Origin of the sequence: Treponema sp. (assembly GCF_024696245.1) — a bacterium.
Taxonomy (GTDB): domain Bacteria; phylum Spirochaetota; class Spirochaetia; order Treponematales; family Treponemataceae; genus Treponema_D.
Window position 1 is genome coordinate 37,629 of sequence record NZ_JAILGZ010000162.1, and the last position, 22,535, is coordinate 60,163.

Annotated in this window: 17 protein-coding genes; 2 read left to right on the forward strand and 15 right to left on the reverse strand. The window is 39.4% G+C overall.

The window, feature by feature from the left end; translation table 11 throughout:
- Positions 1–79 precede the first annotated feature (79 nt).
- From K6D58_RS11745 to ftsH, 5 genes are all read right to left on the reverse strand, one after another.
- Entirely contained in the window at positions 80–688 is a 609-nt protein-coding gene (locus tag K6D58_RS11745; RefSeq protein ID WP_296830904.1) for a response regulator transcription factor, read from the reverse strand.
- Positions 688–1,521 (reverse strand): sensor histidine kinase, encoded by an 834-nt coding sequence (locus tag K6D58_RS11750; RefSeq protein ID WP_296830907.1) that lies wholly within the window; start codon positions 1,519–1,521, stop codon positions 688–690. The genes K6D58_RS11745 and K6D58_RS11750 overlap by 1 nt, the downstream gene beginning before the upstream one ends.
- A complete protein-coding gene (locus K6D58_RS11755; protein ID WP_296830911.1) occupies positions 1,521–2,090 on the reverse strand; it encodes a hypothetical protein in 570 nt (189 codons plus the stop codon). The genes K6D58_RS11750 and K6D58_RS11755 overlap by 1 nt, the downstream gene beginning before the upstream one ends.
- Positions 2,091–2,132: 42 nt before the next feature.
- A complete protein-coding gene (locus tag K6D58_RS11760) occupies positions 2,133–3,638 on the reverse strand; it encodes an IMP dehydrogenase (RefSeq protein WP_296830914.1) in 1,506 nt (501 codons plus the stop codon).
- A 130-nt stretch (positions 3,639–3,768) separates the two neighbouring features.
- Positions 3,769–5,859 (reverse strand): ATP-dependent zinc metalloprotease FtsH, encoded by a 2,091-nt coding sequence (ftsH, locus tag K6D58_RS11765; protein ID WP_296830918.1) that lies wholly within the window; start codon positions 5,857–5,859, stop codon positions 3,769–3,771.
- Between the two features lie 155 nt (positions 5,860–6,014).
- Here ftsH and fliS point away from each other — a divergent pair, with 155 nt between their 5' ends.
- Both fliS and flgN read left to right on the forward strand, forming a co-directional pair.
- The gene (fliS, locus tag K6D58_RS11770) at positions 6,015–6,467 is read left to right on the forward strand and encodes a flagellar export chaperone FliS (RefSeq protein ID WP_296830921.1); all 453 of its coding nucleotides are present in this window, start codon (positions 6,015–6,017) and stop codon (positions 6,465–6,467) included.
- A 24-nt stretch (positions 6,468–6,491) separates the two neighbouring features.
- The gene (gene flgN / locus K6D58_RS11775) at positions 6,492–6,974 is read left to right on the forward strand and encodes a flagellar export chaperone FlgN (protein WP_296830924.1); all 483 of its coding nucleotides are present in this window, start codon (positions 6,492–6,494) and stop codon (positions 6,972–6,974) included.
- 103 nt (positions 6,975–7,077) lie between these two features.
- Here the strand turns inward: flgN and K6D58_RS11780 are convergent, their stop codons facing one another.
- From K6D58_RS11780 to K6D58_RS11825, 10 genes are all read right to left on the reverse strand, one after another.
- A complete protein-coding gene (locus K6D58_RS11780) occupies positions 7,078–8,814 on the reverse strand; it encodes a glycoside hydrolase family 35 protein (protein WP_296830927.1) in 1,737 nt (578 codons plus the stop codon).
- Between the two features lie 230 nt (positions 8,815–9,044).
- A complete protein-coding gene (locus K6D58_RS11785) occupies positions 9,045–10,310 on the reverse strand; it encodes a family 43 glycosylhydrolase (RefSeq protein WP_296830930.1) in 1,266 nt (421 codons plus the stop codon).
- A 9-nt stretch (positions 10,311–10,319) separates the two neighbouring features.
- A complete protein-coding gene (locus K6D58_RS11790; protein ID WP_296830932.1) occupies positions 10,320–10,883 on the reverse strand; it encodes a hypothetical protein in 564 nt (187 codons plus the stop codon).
- Between the two features lie 42 nt (positions 10,884–10,925).
- Positions 10,926–12,734 carry an Ig-like domain-containing protein gene (locus K6D58_RS11795; RefSeq protein ID WP_296830935.1) on the reverse strand — a complete coding sequence of 603 codons (1,809 nt, stop codon included), beginning with the start codon at positions 12,732–12,734 and terminating at the stop codon, positions 10,926–10,928.
- 19 nt (positions 12,735–12,753) lie between these two features.
- Complete coding sequence (locus K6D58_RS11800) at positions 12,754–14,847, reverse strand: phage tail protein (protein WP_296830938.1); 2,094 nt, start codon at positions 14,845–14,847, stop codon at positions 12,754–12,756.
- A gap of 14 nt (positions 14,848–14,861) precedes the next feature.
- Positions 14,862–16,631, reverse strand: a complete 1,770-nt coding sequence (locus K6D58_RS11805) for a fibronectin type III domain-containing protein (RefSeq protein WP_296830940.1) — start codon at positions 16,629–16,631, stop codon at positions 14,862–14,864.
- Positions 16,632–16,640: 9 nt separating this feature from the next.
- Positions 16,641–17,846, reverse strand: a complete 1,206-nt coding sequence (locus K6D58_RS11810) for a family 43 glycosylhydrolase (RefSeq protein ID WP_296830944.1) — start codon at positions 17,844–17,846, stop codon at positions 16,641–16,643.
- Positions 17,847–17,856: 10 nt separating this feature from the next.
- Positions 17,857–18,963 (reverse strand): glycoside hydrolase family protein, encoded by a 1,107-nt coding sequence (locus tag K6D58_RS11815; protein ID WP_296830946.1) that lies wholly within the window; start codon positions 18,961–18,963, stop codon positions 17,857–17,859.
- 11 nt (positions 18,964–18,974) lie between these two features.
- Positions 18,975–20,630, reverse strand: coding sequence for a family 43 glycosylhydrolase (locus K6D58_RS11820; RefSeq protein ID WP_296830949.1), 1,656 nt, complete (start codon positions 20,628–20,630; stop codon positions 18,975–18,977).
- Between the two features lie 71 nt (positions 20,631–20,701).
- Positions 20,702–22,535 (reverse strand): phage tail protein (locus K6D58_RS11825; protein ID WP_296830952.1); only part of this gene is annotated, 1,834 nt, incomplete at its 5' end.

Genomic DNA, 22,535 nt, shown 5'->3' on the forward strand with positions numbered 1-22,535 from the left:
TTCTTATTTGTAGTCAGTATCAACACACTTAAAAGTTGTGAAAATTTCACAAACAGATTTTTAGAGATATGGCAGGAAATTATCCAAAGTGAGAGATTATTTCTTCGTGACCACGGCAGCCGAGTTTAGAATAAATGCGGCTCATATAATTTTCTACACTGCGGATGGAAAGATTTAATTCTTCTGAAATCTGAAAATTATTTTTACGCTCAATGATTTTTTTAAAGATTGTCTGTTCCTGTTTTGTAAGACTCTGCAAAAGATTTGAATATGTGTAAAGTGAAGCTGCAAGATTCTGATGAATAAAAAGTTTTCCGTTTATAATTTCACGTGCTGCTTTTATAAGTTCATCTTCAGAACCGTCCTTACAGACAAAACCATCAGCACCGTATTCCAGTGCAAGCGAAACAATTCCGGGATTTGTAAACATTGAATACACGAGAACTTTTAATCCGGGAATAATTTTTTTTACTTCCTTCAAAACATCAAGTCCGCTTTCATTTCCAAGATTCAAATCAAGAATCAAAAGCTGAAGGTTTCCTTTTAAGCTTTCAAGTTTTGAAAACGTCTCTTTTTTTGTAGAAGCAAATCCCGCACATTCAAATTCCTTAAAGTTAATAAAGAACTGTCTTATTCCAAGATTTGTAAGGGAGTGATCTTCCGTTACAAAATAATTTATTTTTTCCATCACAAAGATTCCTTCAGTTTTACAATCTGAATACAGGTACCTTCCCCTGCAACGCTACTGATTTCTAATTGTGCACCAATCAGTTCGGCTCTTTCTTTCATGCCGGTTATTCCAAAGTGAGTGCAGTCTGAACCGCGGCCTTCTACTTTAGAAACATCAAATCCTTTTCCACCATCAGTTATGAAAACATAAAGCCCTTCTGCTTCATAGTCAAGTTCATTACGGATTAAAACCGTAACTTCAGAAGCCTCTGCATGCTTTTGAATATTTGTAAGCGCTTCCTGAACGATTCTATAAAGATTAAGATTTTCATCGGCAGAAAGAAATTTTGTATCAAGCTCAGGCATAACGGTAAGACGGAATTCAACTTTATTCAATTCCGAAAAATTCTGGCACAAATTTAAAACATTTGCATGAAAATCATTTTTTATAATATCTGGAGGTGCAAGATTCAAGCTCAAACTTCTTACCATTTTCAAAGTTTTTGAAACGACTTCTGAAATTTTTTTTAATTCATCTGTATTCTGTTTTTCAAGAACATTTTTACACCAGCGCAAATCCTGTGCAACCGTATCATGAAGTTCACGTGCAATACGGCTTCGTTCTTCTTCCTGCCCCTGAATTGCATAACGCAGATAGCTGTGACTTTTTTTAAACTGCTCACGCGATTTTAAAAAATTGATTGCAAGAATAATCGCAGTAACGGCTACAGCAAAAAACACAAAATCAAAAATCAGAAAAAATGTCGTGTAACCTTGAAGAATCGAACGAAGCCATTCAACTTCTTCTTCAACAGATGCATACGAGCGGGCAATATTATAAACTTCTTTCATCAGTTATTGATCTCTCCAAAAAAGCGGACTGCAAGTTTATAAACTCCAAAGCCTGCAAAAGTTGTAATAAATCTGTCTGAAAACGAAACCGGAACCTGACCCAAAATGCAGCTTGCAAAAAGACTGAACTTCTGAGAAAGAAAACTCATCGTAAAATTTTTAACAGGCGCAACCATATCCGGAAGATTAAAATACATATATTTATAGTAATCAATAATTCCGCTTATAAAAACCGAACAGAACGAAGTAATAAATACAATCAGCAGAAGATACAAAAACGTAATGGCCGGTGAAATTTTAAATTCACTTTTGTTACGGGCAAAAAGCCATGTAATAAATGCGATTGAAATTCCGCACAAAGAAAAAAGCATCGTAAAAGCGCTGAACGGATATCCGTATAAAACTGCTATGAATGAATCAAAAATATTATATCCTGCTGCAACGATCAGGCCCGGAACAAGTCCTGCATAAAACACAACTGCAACTGTAAAAATTGTGTCCATAAAAAGAGGAAGATGCAAAGTCTCGTAAAAAATAAAAACTGAAAGAAAGTTCAGAAATTCTGCCACGGCACAAACCGCAGCAGTTTTAAAAATATATTTCATAAAGCATTACGAATTAATGCTTGTATTCTTTACAAGAACGTCGTGTGCACTACCTTCACTGATTGTAGTTGAACTTACCAGGGTAATTTTTGCCTTTTCCTGAAGTTCAGGAATTGTAAGGGCACCACAGTTACACATAGTATGAATTACTTTATTCATACTCATGCTTACGCCGTCATGAAGATGTCCTGCATAAGGAACATAGGAATCTACACCTTCTTCAAATGCCATTCCTTTTTTACCACCAAGATCATAGCGCTGCCAGTTGCGGGCACGGTTACTGCCTTCTCCCCAGTACTCCTTAACATAGTTACCGTTTACGATAAGTTTGTTTGTAGGAGATTCTTCAAAGCGGGCAAAATAACGACCCAGCATTATAAAGTCAGCACCCATGGCAAGGGCTAAAGTCATATGATAATCATGTACAATACCGCCGTCTGAGCAGATAGGTACATAAATACCTGTTTCTTTATAATATTCGTCACGGGCCTTAGCTACTTCGATTGTTGCAGTAGCCTGTCCTCGGCCAATACCTTTCTGTTCACGGGTAATACAAATTGAACCGCCGCCAATACCAATCTTTACAAAGTCTGCACCTGCTTCTGCAAGAAAGCGGAATCCTTCTGCATCTACAACGTTTCCGGCGCCAACCTTTGCCTGAGGCCACTTTTCATGAATATCATGAAGGGCTCTTCTCTGCCATTCGGAGAAACCTTCTGATGAATCAAGAGTCATAATATCAACCCCTGCTTCAAGAAGGGCTGGTACACGTTCCATATAATCACGGGTGTTAATTCCTGCACCTACGATATAACGGTGCTGGCTGTCAAGAAGTTCCTTTGGATAAGATTGATGGCTGTCAAAATCCTTTCTGAATACCATAGAAACCAGGCAGCCATTTGCATCAATAACAGGAAGCTGATTTACTTTATGAGCCCAGATAAGGTCGTTGGCATCACTTAAAGAAATACCATCCTGACCTGTAATAAGATCCTTAAAAGGAGTCATGTATTCACTTACTTTGGAATTTGCAGGAACATGATCAATGCGGAAGTCACGTTCTGTAATAATACCGGCAAGTTTGCCGTGAGCAGAACCGTCTTCTGTTACTGCAATTGTTGAATGACCTGTTTTTTCTATAAGGGCAACAACTTCTTCAAGAGTCTGATCAGGGCGGATGTTAGAATCAGAGGTTACAAATCCAGCCTTGTAAGACTTAACACGGGCAACCATAGCTGCCTGGTCCTGAATTGTCTGGGAACCGTAAATAAAACTGATACCACCCTCTTTAGCAAGGGAAATTGCCATTCTGTCATCAGAAACTGACTGCATTACGGCACTTGTAAGCGGGATGTTCATTGAGAGAGGTGACTGTTCGCCGGCTTTTTTATTAAAGCGGACAACCGGTGTTTTTAAGGAAACATTATCCGGAATACAGTCTGCAGAAGTATAACCTGGAACCAGGAGATACTCACCAAAAGTGTGTGAAGGTTCTTCGTAGAAGTAAGCCATTTTATGGACCCCTTATGAAAATTATATAATTTTCGCTGTATTATACTGAAATAATCCGGCGATTTCTACAGTTTTTGCAAATGAATAAAAAAAAAGCACTTACAGACACAAAGCCCGTAAGTGCTCACAATTATTCTTCAGTCTTAGCTTTTCTTGTACGGCGCACAGTTTTCTTACCTGAGTCAGTAGTTTTTTCTGCTGCTGCCTTTTTTACGCGGGGAGACTTTTTATCCGAAGATTTTTCTTCTCCCTCATCATCTGCCTTTACGCAGTTTTTTTCTGCATTGACGATTTCATAGAACTCTTTACCATCCATTGTTTCGATTTCAAGAAGACGGTCTGCAACATACTGCAGGAGATCCTTATGTTTTCCAAGAAGATTAAGGACGTAGTTATAGCGTTCATCCATCATGGAAGCAATTTCATCATCAATATATTTCTGTGTTTCTTCAGAAAATTCCCTTACAAGAGTAGGTTCTGCAGCATATCCACCGCCACGCTTACCCAGGGTAACATTCTTAAAGCGGTCACTCATTCCGTAGACAGTAATCATGTCGTGAATGATATCTGTTGCCCTCTGAATATCATTTGAAGCACCGGTAGAAATCTCTCCCAGCATAATCTGTTCTGCAGCACGGCCGCCAAGACAGGTGTCGATTTCGTTAAGCATATCCTTCTTTGTACGGAAGAATCTTTCTTCTTCTTCCCTGTACTGGGTAAAGCCACCAACTCCCCTTGAACGAGGTACAACAGTAATCTTGTTTACCGGAGGATAATCTGGTGTAAAGGCTCCTACAAGGGCATGTCCTGTCTCATGGAAGGCAACAAGCCTGCGTTCCTTCATATTATCACGGCGGGTCTTTTTCTTAAGACCGATACTTACCTTATCAATTGCTTCATTAAGGTCTACCATGCATACCTTTTTACGGCCGTTACGTACTGCAAGAAGGGCAGCTTCATTAATAACGTTGGCAAGATCTGCTCCTGCAAAGCCGCTTGTACCATGAGCAATGGATGTAAAGTCAACATCATCATCCAGTTTTACGTTCTTGGCATGAATCTTAAGGATTTCTTCACGACCCTTTACGTCAGGACGTTCAACAGGAACCTGTCTGTCAAAACGGCCAGGCCTTAAAAGGGCAGGATCAAGAACATCTGCACGGTTTGTAGCTGCAAGAAGAATAAGTCCCTTTTCGTTATCAAAACCATCCATTTCTACCAGAAGCTGGTTTAATGTCTGTTCACGTTCATCATTACCGCCAAGATTATTTACACGGCTCTTACCAATAGCATCAAGTTCGTCTATAAAAATAATACATGGAGCCTTTTCCCTTGCAGCACGGAAAAGATCACGTACTCTGGAAGCACCCACACCTACAAACATTTCTACAAAGTCAGAACCACTGATTCTGAAGAAAGGAACCCCTGCTTCTCCTGCAACTGCACGGGCAAGAAGGGTTTTACCTGTTCCAGGAGGTCCTACAAGAAGAACACCCTTAGGAATTTTACCACCAATGTCTGTATATTTTTTTGGTTCCTTAAGGAAATCTACAACTTCAATAAGTTCTTCCTTAGCTTCGTCAACACCGGCTACATCTGCAAAACGGGTCTTTACCTTACCTTCATCTACAGCCTTTGTTTTACTGCCATTACCGAAAATAGACATTCCGCCTACTCCGCCGCCGCCCATTTTTCTGAAAATAAAGAAATACATAAGAAGAAGGAAGGCTACAGGAACTGCAAGATTAAGAAGGAGCTGAAGGAAGTAATTGTTCTGAGGCTTTATAAAGGAATATTTAACTCCCAGCTGATCAAGCTGATCAAGGAAGGATTCCCTCAAATAACCCCTTGTTCTATATACACCTCTGTTTGAGGCAGAAGAAAAAAGTCCCCCGGAAGATCTGGAAGAAACACCATCTGCTGTATATCCGGTAAATACGTTTTCTCCAAGTTCAATTTCTACAATTTCATTGGAAAGAATCTTACTGCGGAATTCAGAAAAAGGAATCTCTTTTCCTTCATCTTTGTCTGTAAAAAGAAGGTTAACTGCAACAAGAATACCTAAAATAATGAGGAGAAGGCCCCAGAAAGGCATCTTTTTTTTGCCGTCAGGAGTCTTTTTATCATTATTATTGCCGCCAGTACCAGGATCCAGCTTAAAAAAATCATATGGATCGTTTTCATTGCGGTTGTCATTGTTTTTTTTGTTGTTTTCGCTCATACACACCTACATTAACAAAGTATCATCAATATACAATATAAGCATTTTTTTGTCTTGTGTGGGGATTAATTTTATACAAGAATTCAGCTAAAAAAGCTAAACTGTAATAATTTAATTCCGATAATCTTAAAAACTGAATAAAACAGAGGTGAATCATGGCTTATAACAATCCATACAGCGGGTACAATGCATATAAATCAGTAGGCGTAAGAACTGCCAGTCAGGGCAAACTTGTTGTAATGCTCTACGAAGGCGCTGTTTCGCACCTGGATAAAGCCATTGCCCTTATTGAATCCGGAGATAAAATTCAGGCAAAGCAGATAGAAAACTTCGGAAACCATCTTCAGAAGGTAATGGATATTATTACGGAACTGGAAGTCAGCCTTGATATGGAAAAAGGCGGAGAAATTGCTAAAAACCTTATGGCACTTTACATTTACTTTAACAAGGAAATACTTGATGCCAGCATTTCTCATAACAAGGAAAAACTCAGTTCAGTTAGAAAAATGCTTTCTGATCTTCACTCATCATGGGAAAGTGCTGCTGCTTCTACTGCAAACACTCAGAATGCAGGACCCCAGCACTCATCACTTAACATACAGGGCTAAAAAAGTCCCCTGGGGAGAAAAACCATGGAAAATCTTAGTCAGGAAGAACTTAACGAAAGAATTGCAGTTTTAAGGCGCTTCAGGACCCTTCTTGAACAGCAGAGGGCTAAATTTGCTGAATATCTTAATGTACTTGAATGCCAGGAAGCTAAAATCAGTCAGGAAGACACCCAGTCCCTGATGAATCACACAGAACTGGAAGGTCAGATTGTTTCCAGTATTTCTTCCCTTCAGAAAGTAATCATTCCTATCAGGACCATGTATGAAAAAGAAAGAAGTTTCTACAGTCCTGAAGATGCCGTACCGGTAGAAACAATTCAAAAGGAACTTGATTCCCTGCAGCAGAAGGTTATTGCCCAGAATGAAAGAAACAGAAACCTGCTTAAAAGCCATTTAAGCCAGATAAGGCAGCAGATTGACAGCTTTAAAAATCCATACAGAAATGCAGCTTCTGTTTATGCAAGAAACTCTGCTTCTGCAGGAACAAGAATAGCTATTGAGGTATAAAAAAAGCAGCCCCGGTTAAAGGGCCGCCTTAAGCAAAGGGACTGATTCCTTAAGTAAAAGGAAGCCAGTCCTTTTTTATTTACCGGCTTTTATTAAAACTTATTTACCAGACAAGGGAGTCTTCAAGAGAAAGGCTGCCTTCTTTTCCCTCTGTATCAAAGATAATTACAGTATTTTTACCTTTTTTAAGGACAGGTGCCGGAATATAAAGACGCTTCTGAGGTCCGATATTCCAGTAGCGGCCAAGATTAAAGCCGTTAACGAATGCTACGCCCTTTTCAAAGCCCTTTGTCTCAAGGAAGGTGTCGCAAAGTTCATCAGCGTCAAATTCATACTTATAGAAAGCAGGACGACCCTGAGTATAGCCCTTTGTAAAGTCAATTTTAGCAAGCTGTTCTTCATCAAGAGGAAGGTTGTAAATATCATAACCATGCTGAAGGTGGTCATTTAAAATCATGTAACCTTCAATACCCTTACGCTGAGTCTCTAAGGCAGGACCGAAGTTTACGCGGCCATAGTTTTCAAAAAGCATGTCGATTACTGAACCTGCAGGAGCATCTTCACGCTTAAAGGCTTCCTTCATGTCTTCTATAGCAGTTGCAAAAAGCTGTTTCTGGTTTTCGTATACATTCACCCTGTCACCAGCACGGTCAAATTTAATGCTCAGGGCCTTTTCGTATTCAGGGAGACGGGTTCTGTAAAGGATAAAACCACCGCTCTGGTCCAGATCTTCCATTGTAAGAGGATATGGAGATGATGTTTTTTTACTGATGTCATCAAGAACGGCAAAAAGGTCTGTTTTAGCAGTGCATTTAAGCTGTCCGTAGGCCTTACGGCTGATTTTTGTAGAAAGAGGAACTTCTTCTATCTTACGGCTTTCTGAAATAATCTTTTTAAAGGCTTCATATTTTGGTGTAATCTGACCGTCTTCTGTAAGGATTGCATCGTAATCATAAGAAGTAATGTCGGCATTTTTTACACCAAAGTTACGTCCGGCTGTAAAACCAAAGTTTGTACCGCCTTCAAACATATAGAAATTAACATGACCTGTCTTAATTACATCAGCAAGGTCCTTTTTATTCTGTTCAAGATCTGAAGTATGGTGAGGTTCACCCCAGGCATCAAACCATCCGCACCAGAATTCCATGCACATTTTGGCCTTATTGCCACCTACATAGTTTTCCATAGCCTTAAACTGAGTTTCTACCTGTGAACCAAAGTTTCCTGTAGACCAGGCGCCTTCTACCCTTCCGTTTTTAAAGGATGCTTCTACCCATGGACCATCTGAAGTTACAAAAGGCTGGGTTACACCAAGGGAACGCATAGTATCTGCAAGGAAATTCATGTATGCATGGTCTGTTCCATAGTAGCCGTATTCATTTTCTATCTGGAAAAGGATTATATTACCACCCTTATCATGCTGATAAGGTACAAGTCTTGGAATAAGTTCTTCGTAATAAGATTTTATTGCATCAAGATAAGGTTTATATGAACAGCGGAGTCTCATTCCCCTTTCTTTAAGGAGCCAGTAAGGAAGACCGCCAAATTCCCATTCTGCACAAATATATGGTGATGGTCTGATAATAACGTAAAGACCAAGTTTAGAAGCAAGTTCTATAAACTTAAATACATCATGACCACCCTTCCAGTTAAACTGTCCTTTTTTTTCTTCATGGAAATTCCATGGAATATAGGTTTCTACAGTATTACAGCCCATATTCTTAAGCTTTTCCAGGCGATCCTGCCAGTATTCTGGTACTACACGGAAATAATGTATGGAACCAGAGATAATGCCAGTTTCTTTTCCGTCGATGCTTACTTTTTCGTTAATTTCTACCATATACATATCCTTTTTATTGTTATATTAAAAGTATAACATTTTTGAAAACGTTTTCAAGAAAAAGAAAAAAAATTATGTTTTTTTTTGTAGTATCATAATATCCATACCGCATTTATTCAATAACAAAAAACGGCGGATATTATATAGAAGAAAACTTTCCATAAATATCCGCCGTCATAAAATCTCTTTTATTCCTTCAGTTCAAAGGGTAGTTAATAACCTTAAAAAGATTAATCCCTGCCCCCTGCCCGGCCAAAATCAGGATATCCATTGGATTTCCAGGTAAAGGACTTGGCATAAAGGGCCCTGTTTTTATCACTGTAGGAATCTGTACCTGTAGAACCTGTACTTGTAAGGCTTAAGCCGTACTGAAGGCGGGCACTGTAGAACATAACGTCATATCCGTCATCAGTGGTAAAGCTGCAGTGACCAGGTCCATAAGTCTGGTAGGAAGTGTCAGATTCAAATACAGGGGAAGAAGATTTTGTCCAGTTAGCCATGCTGGTTAGGTCAGAAGTATTATTACACTTCATGATTCCCATACAGTAGCTTTCATCCATATCACTGGCAGAGAATACTACAAAGAGGTCATTTCCGTGAATAAGGGCCTGTGGTGCGTTATTGGTGTTTCCAAAACTTGTGTCTGAATGTTCTGAATAGATTCCGCATTCCCAGTCATATTCCGGAACAGAAATAATCTTTGCATCTGTTACCTGGGTAAAGTCATCAGGAGAAGTCTTACCTATAAAGATACAATCCCAGTAAATATTTGTGTCGGTATTTGGGTTTGTTTCGTTATAAGAAGTCAAAGTTGAATGAGCAAGATCCTCATAGGTTTTGTTTTCACCATCGATTTCCAGGGTAAGGGTTGTGTCATCATCGTCAAGATCCCAGTCAGAACCATTGGCAATTCTCTGGCTCCACATCATGTACCACTGATCATCATATTCAAAGACAGTTGTTCCAAGGGAATAGGAATCAATAATGTCATCATAAGTATTAAACTCTGAATCCGTTACGGCTTCTACCTTTCCTAAAACTGTCCAGGCAGAAGTAGAAACAGGGTCTTCTTCATCACACCTGGCAACAAAGGGTCTCTGTGTCCATGATGAAGTCGATGATGTACTTGCTGAATAGAACATGTACCAGCTTCCATCAATAAAGCGGATCTCCGGTCCAAAGAAGTATGCATAGTTTGCATCTCCCTCTGATGTTGTAGAAGCAGAAATTACAGCTGCCTGGTCATCAGTAATTCTAAAATTATTGATGCAGTCTGTTCTCCTTAACTCTATACTGGCCCAGGTTCCGTATTCGTAGGCAAGGGCACAGTAATAGTTTCCGTCAGAATGCAGGTATACTCCTGGTTCTGAACGTCTCTGTACAAGAGGACCAGTGTATACCTTGTAGTTTTCAACATCTTCACTGCAGGAAGCAAGGAAGGATGCAGAAAGGATAACGGAAGCTGCTGCGGTAATAATTGAAAGTAATTTTTTCATTCCGTTCTCCTATCTGATTGTTGCAAGGAAAGAAAGTCCCTTGATGTTGTAATGATTGACAGTTGAACTTGTATATGCTGAATCACATTCTACAGAGTTCTCGTCTCCAACCTGCCAGCTGAGGAAAAGTTTTCCTCCCTTTATAATTGATTTTTTGTAGTTACCTGTTGTAAGTCCTGCAGAAGAATCAAGAGTAAAGGTACGCTGCTGATAAATATCAGAAGTATTTCCGTTCTGCTCAAGGCGGTCATAGAATACTACAGTCAGATATGGGCTTTCGTTACCACTTTGTGCAGGAACAAAAAGCACTTCTATTGACTGAAAAGGATCGTTATAACCGTTCTTTGCCTGAATCTTATATGCCGTTAAAGAAGCATTGTCTGCTGCTGTTGTAGTATCAGCATAGATGTCATCTTCTTCGTATGGCAGTGTAAATTCATACACAGTATCATCTGTTCCCTGAGTAAAAGTTATGGTGGCGTAATTTCCCTCATAAGCCTGGTCTGTTTCACATGACATTACAAGAAGAGAAAATGCAGCCGCTGCAAGGACAGAAGATACAATCTTTTTCATACTGAAAATTTTCAATTTGCTCTCCAATAAAAAATGTCACAATTAGAAACTAACTTTTACAGTTGTTTCGAATTTTCCAAGTTTTGTATATTCTTCACCGTTGTTAAATCCAGTAAGAAGGTCGTTTGATTCATATTCAAACTTAAGGGTAATTCTTTCATAGCATACTTCGATACCGCCCTTAAGGTAGCAGTAGTCATTTTCGTCATTGTAAGTATCGTGGTAGCGGGTAAGAAGAGCCTTAGGCTTAAGTCCGAATCCGTGATCTCCAAGTGGAAGCCAGTAAGCTGCTCCAAGAGTACAACCCATAACGCAACGGTCAGAAAGAAGGTTAACAAGATCAAGGGCACCAACAGCTTCAAGATTCTTTACAAAAAGATTGTTTCCTGTGTTGAAAGAAGCGTGAAGGATAAGCATATCATCATTGAAAGTATCAAGAGTGTTTGTACCTGTAAAGATTGTTGAGTTTTCTGCAAGTTTTTCATCTGCATACTGAACTGCAAATGCAAGACCAGGATATGGACCATAATCATCTTTAGAGTATTTGCATCCCCAGTAATCAAATGCACTCTGCTTGTCTTCCCAGCCCAGCATTACACCGGCAGAAACAAGTGGATAGAAATCTCCCATAGATTCTTTCTGAATCATTGTGAATCCTGCTGAAGGCTTAAGGTAATAGATGTCATAGAAATCCCACTGATAATCAGCCTGAGCACCAAGACGAAGGTCTTCCTTAACCTGAGAATCCTTTCCAAGGAAACCATTAGAGAAACCAGCCTGAATGCTGAGATTGTCGATCATATTGAATTCACCTGACAGCTTATAAAGATAATCAGTTGCATTCTGAGAAAGATCTGCTGAATCAAGAGTTGTATCTGAATTACCTGCAGACCATTCACTTGTAGAAGCAATATCTCCTTCTACCTTAAAGATTCCAGGCATTTCGTATCCTGCACTAAGACCAAATACTGTTGCATCTTCATCAAAAGAAGAAAGATAGGTATGAAGGTTGCGCTTTGTAAGATGACCATAGCGGTAATCAGGATCTGCAGCCATAAAGCTGAATGCTACATCACTTCCTGTTGTGTAGTTGATGTAACCCATGTCGGAGTATTCCTTATCAAACAAAGTAAGGTAAGCATTTCCAACGTGAATCTTTGCGCGGTCTACAAGAATTGCAAAATCTCCATCATTTGTATAAAGGTCTGTATCACTGTCTGAGTCTACCATGTAGCGGAGAGGATCACCTTTTGTATAAATACGGATTTCTCCCCAGATAGGGATACCATCTTTGTTTTCTCCAGCCCATACTTCACCGAGGTTAAGAACATCAAGCTTAAGTTTTACATTCTGGTCTGTAGTAAATCCTGACTTACCTGTATCAAGGTCAAATCCCCAGGTAACACTTGCATCACCAGTAAGACCTGTAGAAAGATTAAGTCCTGCACTTGCTGGTTTTGGTCCATACTTTGTGATTTCTACTTCACATTCTGCTGTAGAACCATCTGCAGCTTTTGCAGTAATTGTTGCCTTACCAAGTCCCTTAGGGAAAAGACGTCCCCTCTGGTCTACCTTTACAACTTTCATGTCACTTGATGACCACTTAAGGTCACGGCTGTTGTATCCCGGAACAGAAAGTTCAGGAATTGAATTATCCCAGTCAGACTGATTAAGGGAAACTTCTTTTGTAGAAACATTCATTGAAAGTTTTTTAGCTGATGAAGATGATGAAGTTACTGCAGGTCTTCTTTCTTCTGAAGCTGCTGCAGTTTCTGCATCCTGAGCAAATGCTGCACCTGTTAAAAGGGAAGCACATGTTAAAGCTGCCGCTGTTTTTATAATCTTTTTCATTTTATATCTCCTCTCTTTTTTATTCAATAACTTTATAAGAAACGGCCCAATCACCATTTGTCGTACCAATATCTGAATCCATACTTACATTGTAGTTATTGGAATACAGATTATAATCTGGAGCTCCAACAAGGTTCATGTTTGTCCAGTCACAATAATCTTCATAACCGGCAGTTGCAGAAGGCTGAGCATAAGAACCGGATATATCCATAGTCTTAGTACCAAGCTGGAACATGGCAAAGTTTGTATTATCACCAATTATATCTGCAGACACATACATACTCTTATATGTATGTGCACTGTCTGTATAACCCCATGAATTATTACCGCTGTTATAATTAGCAGTACCGATTAATGTCGTGGCAAAATACAGGTATAGTCCAGAACCATTACCTTCACTGTCTGCGGCTTCAAGATAGAATTTAGAACTGTCATCAGAAGAAGCCGGATGCATTATCCAGTAAGGATAAACAAAATTATCCGGAGAAGCATTAATTATTACATTTGCGTATTCAACCTCTGACGTCTTAAAAGGAACGACCCGCTGCTTGCTCCACGGCTGAATAATTGCCCACAATTCAGTTTTAGGAGTGGTAACCTCAACAATATCCAGTGATGTAGATTTATACAGAATGGTTACGCCGTTAATGACACTGCTTCCTGCAATTTCTACAGAATAAGAAGCATCAGATTTTAATTCTGTAAGTTTAATGGAATCGACCATACCAACGAACGTATCAGAGTAAACCTTATCTGAAGCATCTGAAGTGTTTGTTGCAATAAGCTGATAAGAAACTCCATCAGAACAACTGTTAACAGTAAATGAATACTGACCTGTCATTGCATCCAGCACAGGTGTACTTACATAAGGAGATTCTCCTCCTGAAGTTTGGAAAACTGCCGTTACAACCTGAGATTTATTGCTGTCATAATCAAGTACATAAACTGAAACTTCATTATCACCTGAACTGAGAGTAAAGGAACCTGATGTAAGGTCAATTGAATTTTCAACAACTTTTATACTGTTGCATTCAACAACGACCGTTCTGGCATCTTCATTATCAGGAACTGCATATGTAATTTCTGCATTCAGATCATTAACAGTTATGTAAACATCAGTAACAGCATCAGGTGAAGTTTCATCATCAGCCGTCGTAACAGTAACTGTCAGAGAAGCATCAGCATTATTAGAATCTCCCTGAATATTTCCATACTTATCTTTTGTTGCAAAAGTAAAGACATATTCAGTAGAAGCCATAACCTTTGAATAGGTAATTGTCTTCTGGCCTTTTTCATATTCAACTGCTTCAAGGGCTGTACCATCATAAGTCTGACTTCCGTCAGCAGGTGTAATGTTTACTCCTGCATAATCAGAATCTGAAGGTTCTGTCCAGGTAAGTTTGATTGTATGATCTGTAACTGTACTTGTAACTGTAACAGAAGCCGGAGCTGTAATATCTGCCTGAGTTGTTGCTGTTACTGCATCCGTATAGTCAGAAGCATATTCTTTTGTACTTCCAGGATTGTTAACTGCCCTTGCTGTAAAACTGTATTCTGTAGAAGGTGAAAGACCTTCCAGAACTCCGGCATTATCAGAAGCTGTAAAATACTGACTTACAGTATCTGTATCATCTGCTGTTGAAGTAGCAGTAACCTCTACTGAACCTGCACTTGAAGGAGCAGTCCATGTAAGGCTGGCACTTTCTACAGTTGTTGATGTAACGGCAAAATCAGAAAGGTTTCCACAGGCAATGGTTCCCAAAGTTACTGTTACAGTACAGTAAGCAATAAGGGCATTATCTTCTGTATAAGCGCTGATTTTAGTACTTCCATCACCGGCTGCAATTACAGAAACTGTATTTGAAGAAAGTTTTTCTACAGTAACAACATCAGTGTCATAACTTTTAAAGCATATGTCACTGGAGTTACCTGTAAGGCTTACAGAAAGCTGAGCAGAGGTAACATTGGAAAGTGCATCTGTAATTGCAAGGCTTGATTTGTTAAAGGCAATTGATGCACTGGAATCAGGGCTTGCAATTTCTGTACAGGAAGCAAGAAGAGCTGCTGCAGATAAGGTCAAAAATATTCTTGAAAATAAATTCTGTTTTTTCATCTGTTTACTCCTCCTTAGTCCTCAGTTGTTGAATCTTCTTCTGTGACAGTCCACTGCCATTCAGCATATCCAGGACTTCCGCTTGAATAACGATACCGGATTACCGAAGAAGCTGATCCAAGCTGATAATAATCTTCTACAAAGCGAAGGGCATAAGTTCCACTTGCATTAGATTTAGCATTAAAGAAAGTAGCAAAAGAAATCTTATCAGCAGAAGTAATTGTTGATTCATCTGCAATTGTTACAGGGGCTTCAGCTCCACTTCCATTTGAAGAATCTGCTTCAGTCATATAAAGATAAAGACCAGAAGCTTCTTCATTTACAGTCTGTGCCATAATGGAATAGGTTGAACCTGTTTCATCATAAGTTCCTGAGAAATCATAAGTTGTACTTCCATCAAGGGCAGGCATCTTGAGCCACTTATATTTATAAGCTGCAGTTGAGCCGCTCTGTGTCTTTAATGCATAAGCACTTGTTACAACCATAAAGCCTGAAGAGTTTGAACTATAGAACCTGATTTCAATTTTAGAAGCATGAGCCTCAGTAGAAGAAATACCAATATTTTGACCTTCTGAATCCACAAGGGCAACGCATACAGTATAAAGGGCATCAGGAGTAAGTCCGCTTATAGAGCAGGATTCAGTTCCGGCAGCAATATTATCTACGCTGACAGGATCTTCACCATCTGCAACTACAGTAACTTTAATATGGTCAAAGTCACTTTCAGGGTCAGTCCATGTCATATTGAGGATACCTGAATAAGAAGTACTGTGGCTTACAGTAAGATCACTTACATGTTCTCCATTTTCATATTCAATACTTGCCGGAGCAGAAATGTTATAGTTATCATCAACAGAATAAACTTTTACGGTAAAGACAATGTCCTCTGCAGCAACATCTGATAGAACTGCTGTAGTAGCAGAAGCATCAGCTGTTACAGATGAAAGTTTATTACCATCTGAGTCATAAGCATAAATAAGGTAATACTGAAGGTCACTGCTTGCAGAAGCTGTCCATGAAATGGTAGCTGTAGAAGATGTAATCGAAACAACAGCAAGATCTGTTACGGCATCCGGTGCAGTAATATCAGCAGCAGCAGTTGTTGTTGTGGCTGTTATACAATCATCAGAAATATAACCGTTTACAGTTTTAGCATAGGCTTCTACATAATATTCAGTAGAAGAAGAAAGCTGGTTGATTCTTCCGCTGCAGCTTGCACCGGAACCACTACCTTCAAGAATATCTTCAAGAACCTTTGTTCCGGTGTTGTCGCTTCCTTCATACACATAAACAAGAATACCTTCAAGAGCATCAGCATTTACGCTAGCATTTGTCCATTCAACTTCAATATTGTTTGAATATGGAGTAAGGCTGATTGCAGTGGGAGCAAAAGGAACAGTAGAAGAAAGACTTGTTGTAACAGTACAGCTGGCAGAAACTTTTCCGCTGTATGTTGTAGCTGTAACTACAGCACTACCTTCACCCTGAAGTGTAATTGTACATGTCGAAGTTGTATCTTCTGAAACAGTAACAATGTCTTCATCAGAAGATGTCCATTTAATGTAAGTATCCTGTGCGGCTTCCGGATAATATGTAGCAGTAATGTCTACTGTATCTACACCCTTATTGCCGTAAAGATAAATATTATCCTGACTTAGTTCCAGAGCCTGTATTACAAGACCCCTGTCAGACTGAACGGTTAATTCTGTTTCTGAAACATCACAGGAAGCAAAGACAAATGCAGCTGCAAGTAAAAGTGATGCTGACTTTAATAATTTTTTCATCATATCCTCCTACTCTGCACTTACTGTGCCCTTAGCGGCATCAATTGTAATTGTGTCATAATCATCAAAATACGGTTCATCAAATGTTTGGGTAACCTTGTTAAAGAAAAGTGGCTGCCATACGTAAGCACTCTGACTTAGATCAGATGAATCCCACTGGTTAAAAGTAAGCATGTAACTTATACCTTCACTGCCCTGAATTTTAAAGCAGTCAGAGAATTCATAATCTTCATAATCAGGCCCGAATGTAGAAAGTCCGCTCCATGGTCCGTCAAGGCTCTGGGCTGAACAGTACATTACACCGGTATAAGCCTTAGGCGTGCTGACACTTGTTCCTCTATAGAAATCATAATAAGTAAAGTGATAATCAAGCCAGCCGTCTGCAGAAGACATACTGTTGGCACCGTTATCAAGATCACCATAGAAAGTTGCACCAATGAGATAGTAATAACCATTGTGCTTTACGATTGCTGAACGGCCTACATAGGTCTCAGGGAAAAGCATTGCTACATTTGAACTTACTCCCAGATAATCATCTGTAAGCTTGTTGATGTAAAGTCTCCATGAGTTGTTATAGTTAGCCCAGTCAAGACAATAAGCTGAGCCATCATCATCAACAAAGAGACTTGTAATTGCAGCACCACCATTTACAGTAAAGTATGAGTTTGCAACTTCAAAAGCTTCGTATGGTGTATCTGCTGTAGCACAAAGGTTTGCATTAAGATAAAGCTTGTTGTGAGAGCTTCTTAATGTCCAGTAACTTAAAGAAGTTCCGTACATGTAAGTTGTGTTGTAGCCCATCCACATTACAAACTTATTTGTGTTTTTATTGTAAATAACACGGACGTTATTTACGTCAGCTTCGTTAAGAGCGACGCTTGAGTTTGCAGTAAGAACGTTATTCTTAAAAGTCCAGTTAACAAGGTCTTCTGATTCATAGCATTTTACAGCTTTAAATCCACCGGAACCTCCGTTAATAAGATTTTGTGAATAATCAAGTCCGTACCAGTAATATTTTCCCTGCCAGTAAATAATTCCGTCATGAGTCTGAATGTCTTCTCCGGAAGTATCCTGCCATACACTTTTATTTACCTTATCAACTGTATCTGCTGCAGAAGAAGCAATTACACCAGTTGAAATATCAGATTCACTTTTACAGGAAACAAAAGTCAAGGCTGCTGCAAGACAGGAAAGTAAAATAATATTTTTCTTCATCAGTTTACTCCTAGAATGCCGCAATGAGGGTGTTAAGTTCATCTTCTGTAATTCTACATACCGATGCATCAATATTGCTGTCAGGTAATGTAAAACTAAGCCCCAGGCTACTTGCTTCTACCCAGCTTGAATTATCAGAAATATCTGTTGTTGCGTAAGTTGACCAGGTAGTAGGACTGTTTTCCTGATTTACAATCATTACCCATGTTGCATCATCTTCAAGTTTGAAAACACATGGATATTCAACATATTCAACTGAAAGCTGATCAGAAACACGATTAATGTAACGGTCTGAAATACGGTTAAAATGATTACCCCATGAATCAGTACTTGCTACCTGAATGTCACCACCCTTGAAAGTTGCATAATTTTTGTCAGCATCACGGGCAAAAAGATAATAGTCACTGTCCTTAACAATATAAGCTGCAGTAACTGAATATCCAGGTGAATAAATCAATTCAGGAGAAAGAGACTTTACACTGTAAAAGTCATAAGTCTGGGAAACATAAACCATGTTTGTTCCGTCATTGTTATCTCCAACCCAGTAGATGTCGTAACACTTGTACTGTTTGTTGTACATTGCACGTGGAGTCCATACATGGCGGGTTGCTCCGTCTGTACCTGTGGCATTTGTAATCTGAAGCTTGTGTTCGTTTTTCCAGTTAACAAGGTCATCTGAAAAGGCAACGATAATACAGTTACTTGGATGATTCCAGTAATTGTTTACATCTGAACGGCTTCCAAGATCCCAGTACTTTCCGCTCTGAGTAAAGTCAGCAGCAAGAAGTACAAATGATCCATCGTTAAGACGGAAGATACATGGATCCCTGAAGTGACAGCTTCCAATTGTAGATGTAAAAACAGGTTCATTGGAATTTAATGTTGTCCATGTAAGACCATCTTCTGAATAAGAAAGATGAAGGGCATCACTTTCTATATATTTGTTTGGACCGATTGAACTCATAAGATAGGCAGAAGTTGTCATCTTGCCTTCACTCCAGTCTGAAGGTTCAACCTTAACATCATCAGCAAGATCGTTACAGGAAGTAAAAAGAGATGATGCTGCAAATACCGCTGTTAAGGAAAGAACGGCAAAAGTTTTTTTATTAATTTTCACTTTTCTACTCCTTACGGTGCGATTTTAAATGCCATGTAATTAATACGGGTCTGATAATCAGCAGCCGTAATGATTGAATCTGCAGTCCAGTAAGGATTGCGGTATGCCCATGAAGTCTGAGCAACAGATCCGGAAAGTGGATGACTGTCAGTAATGTAATATCCGGAACACTTGTTCCTGATTTTGTAGTAAGGACTCATATAGTCATCAATGTACCAGAGCTGTTTAGTATCAGATGAATTACGGGTAGAAACTGTAAGAAGTGAATTAAGGGCATCATCTGCAGATGACAAAGCCATTCCACTCCAGCGGTTGATAATCATATAGGCATCACCTACAGGATAGAATCTCCACTGTGATTTATAATAATCCGAATTGCTTACAGAAGTACTTCTTTCAGGATTCTGTCCTGAGAATGAAGTAGAAGGATTTACAATATATCCACCACCCAGATCGTTAAGCTGATAGTAAGCAGGACTTGAAATTTTTCCGTGTTCAATATCAATCATCAGGGCTTCTGAGAAGTACATGTGACTTGAACCTAAGTTAAGATAGATATCGCACCATACATACTGGCTGTCATAAGGAGAGCTTCCGCCAAAAGCAGGACCCCAGCGGTCACCCATATAAAGCCAGTCATGATCACCTGAACCATCAGTTGCTTCCAGCTTGAATACAAAAGCTGGCTGTGAACGGTCTGATTCAGTAAGCTGACCGGCACTTTCTGTATCACCAATTGTAAGGGTGCTTGACCATGGTCCCCTAAGGTCATAGGCATACTGAATTGTTGTAACTGTAGAAGTCCATCCTGCAGTTCCTGAAGTTACGCAGTAATAAACATCGCCTTCTTTAAAAATACATGGTGCTTCACGGCTTGATGTATTAAGAACATTGTCTGTAGGCCAGTAAGTTTCATCAATGTGAAGGTAATCATCTGTAAGACGATAGATATGGATGTAAGCATTTTCGTTATATGAACTTGCAAAATATGCAGTACCGTCATCATCAACAAACAAAGTTGAGTCACGGCTCATGTAACCGTATGGATCTGCATTGCGGATATCTTCTTCACTGTAAACATATCCTGCAGAATTATTATCATGAACATTGAATTCAACTCCGTCAAAAGGCCTGAACCAGTCAACGTATTCCCAGCTGCCGTCTGAATTGTCAGGGCTGTTTCCCTTACAAACAACAACGCCGGCAAGACCGTAACCAATATCCAGGTGTCCCCACATTACGTAGTATCCCTTGGCTTCGTTGTAAATAACCTTAGGACGTTCAACGATTACAGAACCACTTGGACCATAAGAAAGGATTGTACTTGAATCAGCAATATCCCATCTTACAATGTCACCAAAGTTTTCCCAGTTTACCAGGTCTGTAGAACGGTAGCAGCTTACACCGTAGAAACCATAGTTGGCAAAACGGTGCTCTCCATACCAGTAGAAATATTTTCCTACCTGAAGAAGACATCCGCCTGAGCCGAATACGTCGTTTCCGTCGGTATCCTGCGTCCTGACACCTGTAGCAACTACACTTGTTCCGTTCTGACTTACATATCCGTAATTTGAGTAAGTGATAACCTGATCATCACTGTTGTCAAAAGCGGAACAGCCGGAAAAGAAAAGAGCTGCTGCTGCAAGAAGAGCAAGAAGCTTTCTCATTTTTTTTATTTCCTCCTTTTTTTATATTGCAAGCCGCCTTTTACAGCGGCTGTCAACATCACAATTTTTTATTAAATTGAATTTACAAGACTGGTATCATCTGCCTCAGTGTACTTCCACTCCCAGTATGTATTTCCCGGTGTATCCTGAACTGATCTGTAATTAATTACAGAACCATTATTACCAAGCATGAAGAAGCAGCTTCCGTTATTATAGAAAGTACGGAGGGCGTAACATTCAGAGTCATTAGCAGTATCAAGGAAGAAGGTAGCAAAGATTCCTGTGCTTACTTCTGTACTGCCATCAACAGTGCAAACCATTGCAGTTTCTTCTTCTGCCACCGCAATATCAGCAGCTGTAGCTGTAGAACCAACACTTGTAGATACAGAAGCAAGATAAAGGTATTCACCAGTTGCCTTACCATCTGTATCCATCATTTCAAGACTGAAGGTATCGCAGTCCCTTGTTCCTGGATTATCACCTGTTGCTGTAAATGAAACGGAAGAAGTTCCATCAAGAGCCTTTCTTTTAAGCCAGTAGTACCTGGTGGAGGTTGCAGTTACACTGCCATCGCTTACAAGTAAAAACCTTTTTGTTTCCTTATTGTAGAATCTGATTGTCATTTTTGAAGGCTGTCCTGTAACAGAGGCTGCACCAATTACATTACTCTCAGAATCAAGGCTCTTAACTGTAAAGGTAAAATCACTTCCAACTTCTGCAAGATCTTCAAGTGCAAGAGTCTGAACTCCGGAAGCAACTTCTACGTTTGTATAATTTTCTCCGTCACAGCTATAAGAAATGCTTATACTGTTAAAATCAGTATCCTCAGGATCTGTCCATGTAAGAGTTATATATCCTGAATAATCAAAATCGGAATTTGTTAATGTAAGGTCTGTAACAGGACTGGCACCAGAAATATAAAGTGCATCAGAAGTAAGACCACCAGATACATTGTCTGATTCATCCTTAGTCTGAATTAAATATTTGTAATAAGAAGCTGGTGTAAGATCCGTAAAGTCATAAGATGTAACACTTGTATCAGTAATTGTTACGGCATCAAGAGCTGAATATGCACTTGTTTCTGCGGCCTTTTGATAAGGAGTAATTACAATTGCTGCAAAGTCATCATCAGAAGGATTTGTCCATGCAAGGGAAACACTTGCACCACTTGTACTTGCAGAAGTAATTGTAACCTCTCCAGGAGCAGTAACATCTGCATTGATACAGATTTCATCACTTGTAACCCCGGCAGAAAGATTACCGGTTTCATCCTGAGTCTGGATTAAATACTTGTAAGTAGAACCTACTGTAAGATCCGTAAAGTCATAAGTTGTAACACTTGTATCAGTAATTGTTACGGCGTCAAGAGCTGAATATTCACTTGCTCCGGAAGCCATTTCGTATGGTGTAATTATAATTGCTGCAAAGTCATCATCAGAAGGATTTGTCCATGCAAGACTTATAGTTGTACGATTTGCAACAGCAGATGTAATTGTAACTTCTCCAGGTGCTGTAATATCACCTGTAATGAGTAATTCATCTGTTGTTACACCTGTAGAAATATTGTCATTTGTATCCTTAGTCTGAATCAAATACTTGTAAGTAGAGGTTACAGTAAGGTCAGTAAATTCGTAAGAAGTAACACTTGTATCAGTGATTGTTACAGTATCAAGGGCTGTATATTCACTTGCCCCGGAAACCATTACATAAGGTGTAATTACAATTGCTGCAAGGTCATCATCAGATGGATTTGTCCATGCAAGACTTACAGTAGTTTCATCAGCTCCTGCAGATGTAAGGGTAACATCTCCAGGAGCTGTAATATCATCTGTTGTAGAGAAACTTACAGTAGAAAGGCCGTAAGAAGTAAGGTTATCTTTTGTAAATACTGTATAAACTTTTGCA

Excerpts from the sequence above, each read along its gene's own strand:
- K6D58_RS11745 (WP_296830904.1), bottom strand. The coding sequence starts at position 688 with ATGGAAAAAATAAATTATTTTGTAACGGAAGATCACTCCCTTACAAAT.
- K6D58_RS11750 (WP_296830907.1), bottom strand. The coding sequence starts at position 1,521 with ATGAAAGAAGTTTATAATATTGCCCGCTCGTATGCATCTGTTGAAGAA.
- K6D58_RS11760 (WP_296830914.1), bottom strand. The coding sequence starts at position 3,638 with ATGGCTTACTTCTACGAAGAACCTTCACACACTTTTGGTGAGTATCTC.
- ftsH (WP_296830918.1), bottom strand. The coding sequence starts at position 5,859 with ATGAGCGAAAACAACAAAAAAAACAATGACAACCGCAATGAAAACGAT.
- fliS (WP_296830921.1), top strand. The coding sequence starts at position 6,015 with ATGGCTTATAACAATCCATACAGCGGGTACAATGCATATAAATCAGTA.
- flgN (WP_296830924.1), top strand. The coding sequence starts at position 6,492 with ATGGAAAATCTTAGTCAGGAAGAACTTAACGAAAGAATTGCAGTTTTA.
- K6D58_RS11780 (WP_296830927.1), bottom strand. The coding sequence starts at position 8,814 with ATGGTAGAAATTAACGAAAAAGTAAGCATCGACGGAAAAGAAACTGGC.
- K6D58_RS11785 (WP_296830930.1), bottom strand. The coding sequence starts at position 10,310 with ATGAAAAAATTACTTTCAATTATTACCGCAGCAGCTTCCGTTATCCTT.
- K6D58_RS11790 (WP_296830932.1), bottom strand. The coding sequence starts at position 10,883 with ATGAAAAAGATTGTATCTTCTGTCCTTGCAGCGGCTGCATTTTCTCTT.
- K6D58_RS11795 (WP_296830935.1), bottom strand. The coding sequence starts at position 12,734 with ATGAAAAAGATTATAAAAACAGCGGCAGCTTTAACATGTGCTTCCCTT.
- K6D58_RS11800 (WP_296830938.1), bottom strand. The coding sequence starts at position 14,847 with ATGAAAAAACAGAATTTATTTTCAAGAATATTTTTGACCTTATCTGCA.
- K6D58_RS11805 (WP_296830940.1), bottom strand. The coding sequence starts at position 16,631 with ATGAAAAAATTATTAAAGTCAGCATCACTTTTACTTGCAGCTGCATTT.
- K6D58_RS11810 (WP_296830944.1), bottom strand. The coding sequence starts at position 17,846 with ATGAAGAAAAATATTATTTTACTTTCCTGTCTTGCAGCAGCCTTGACT.
- K6D58_RS11820 (WP_296830949.1), bottom strand. The coding sequence starts at position 20,630 with ATGAGAAAGCTTCTTGCTCTTCTTGCAGCAGCAGCTCTTTTCTTTTCC.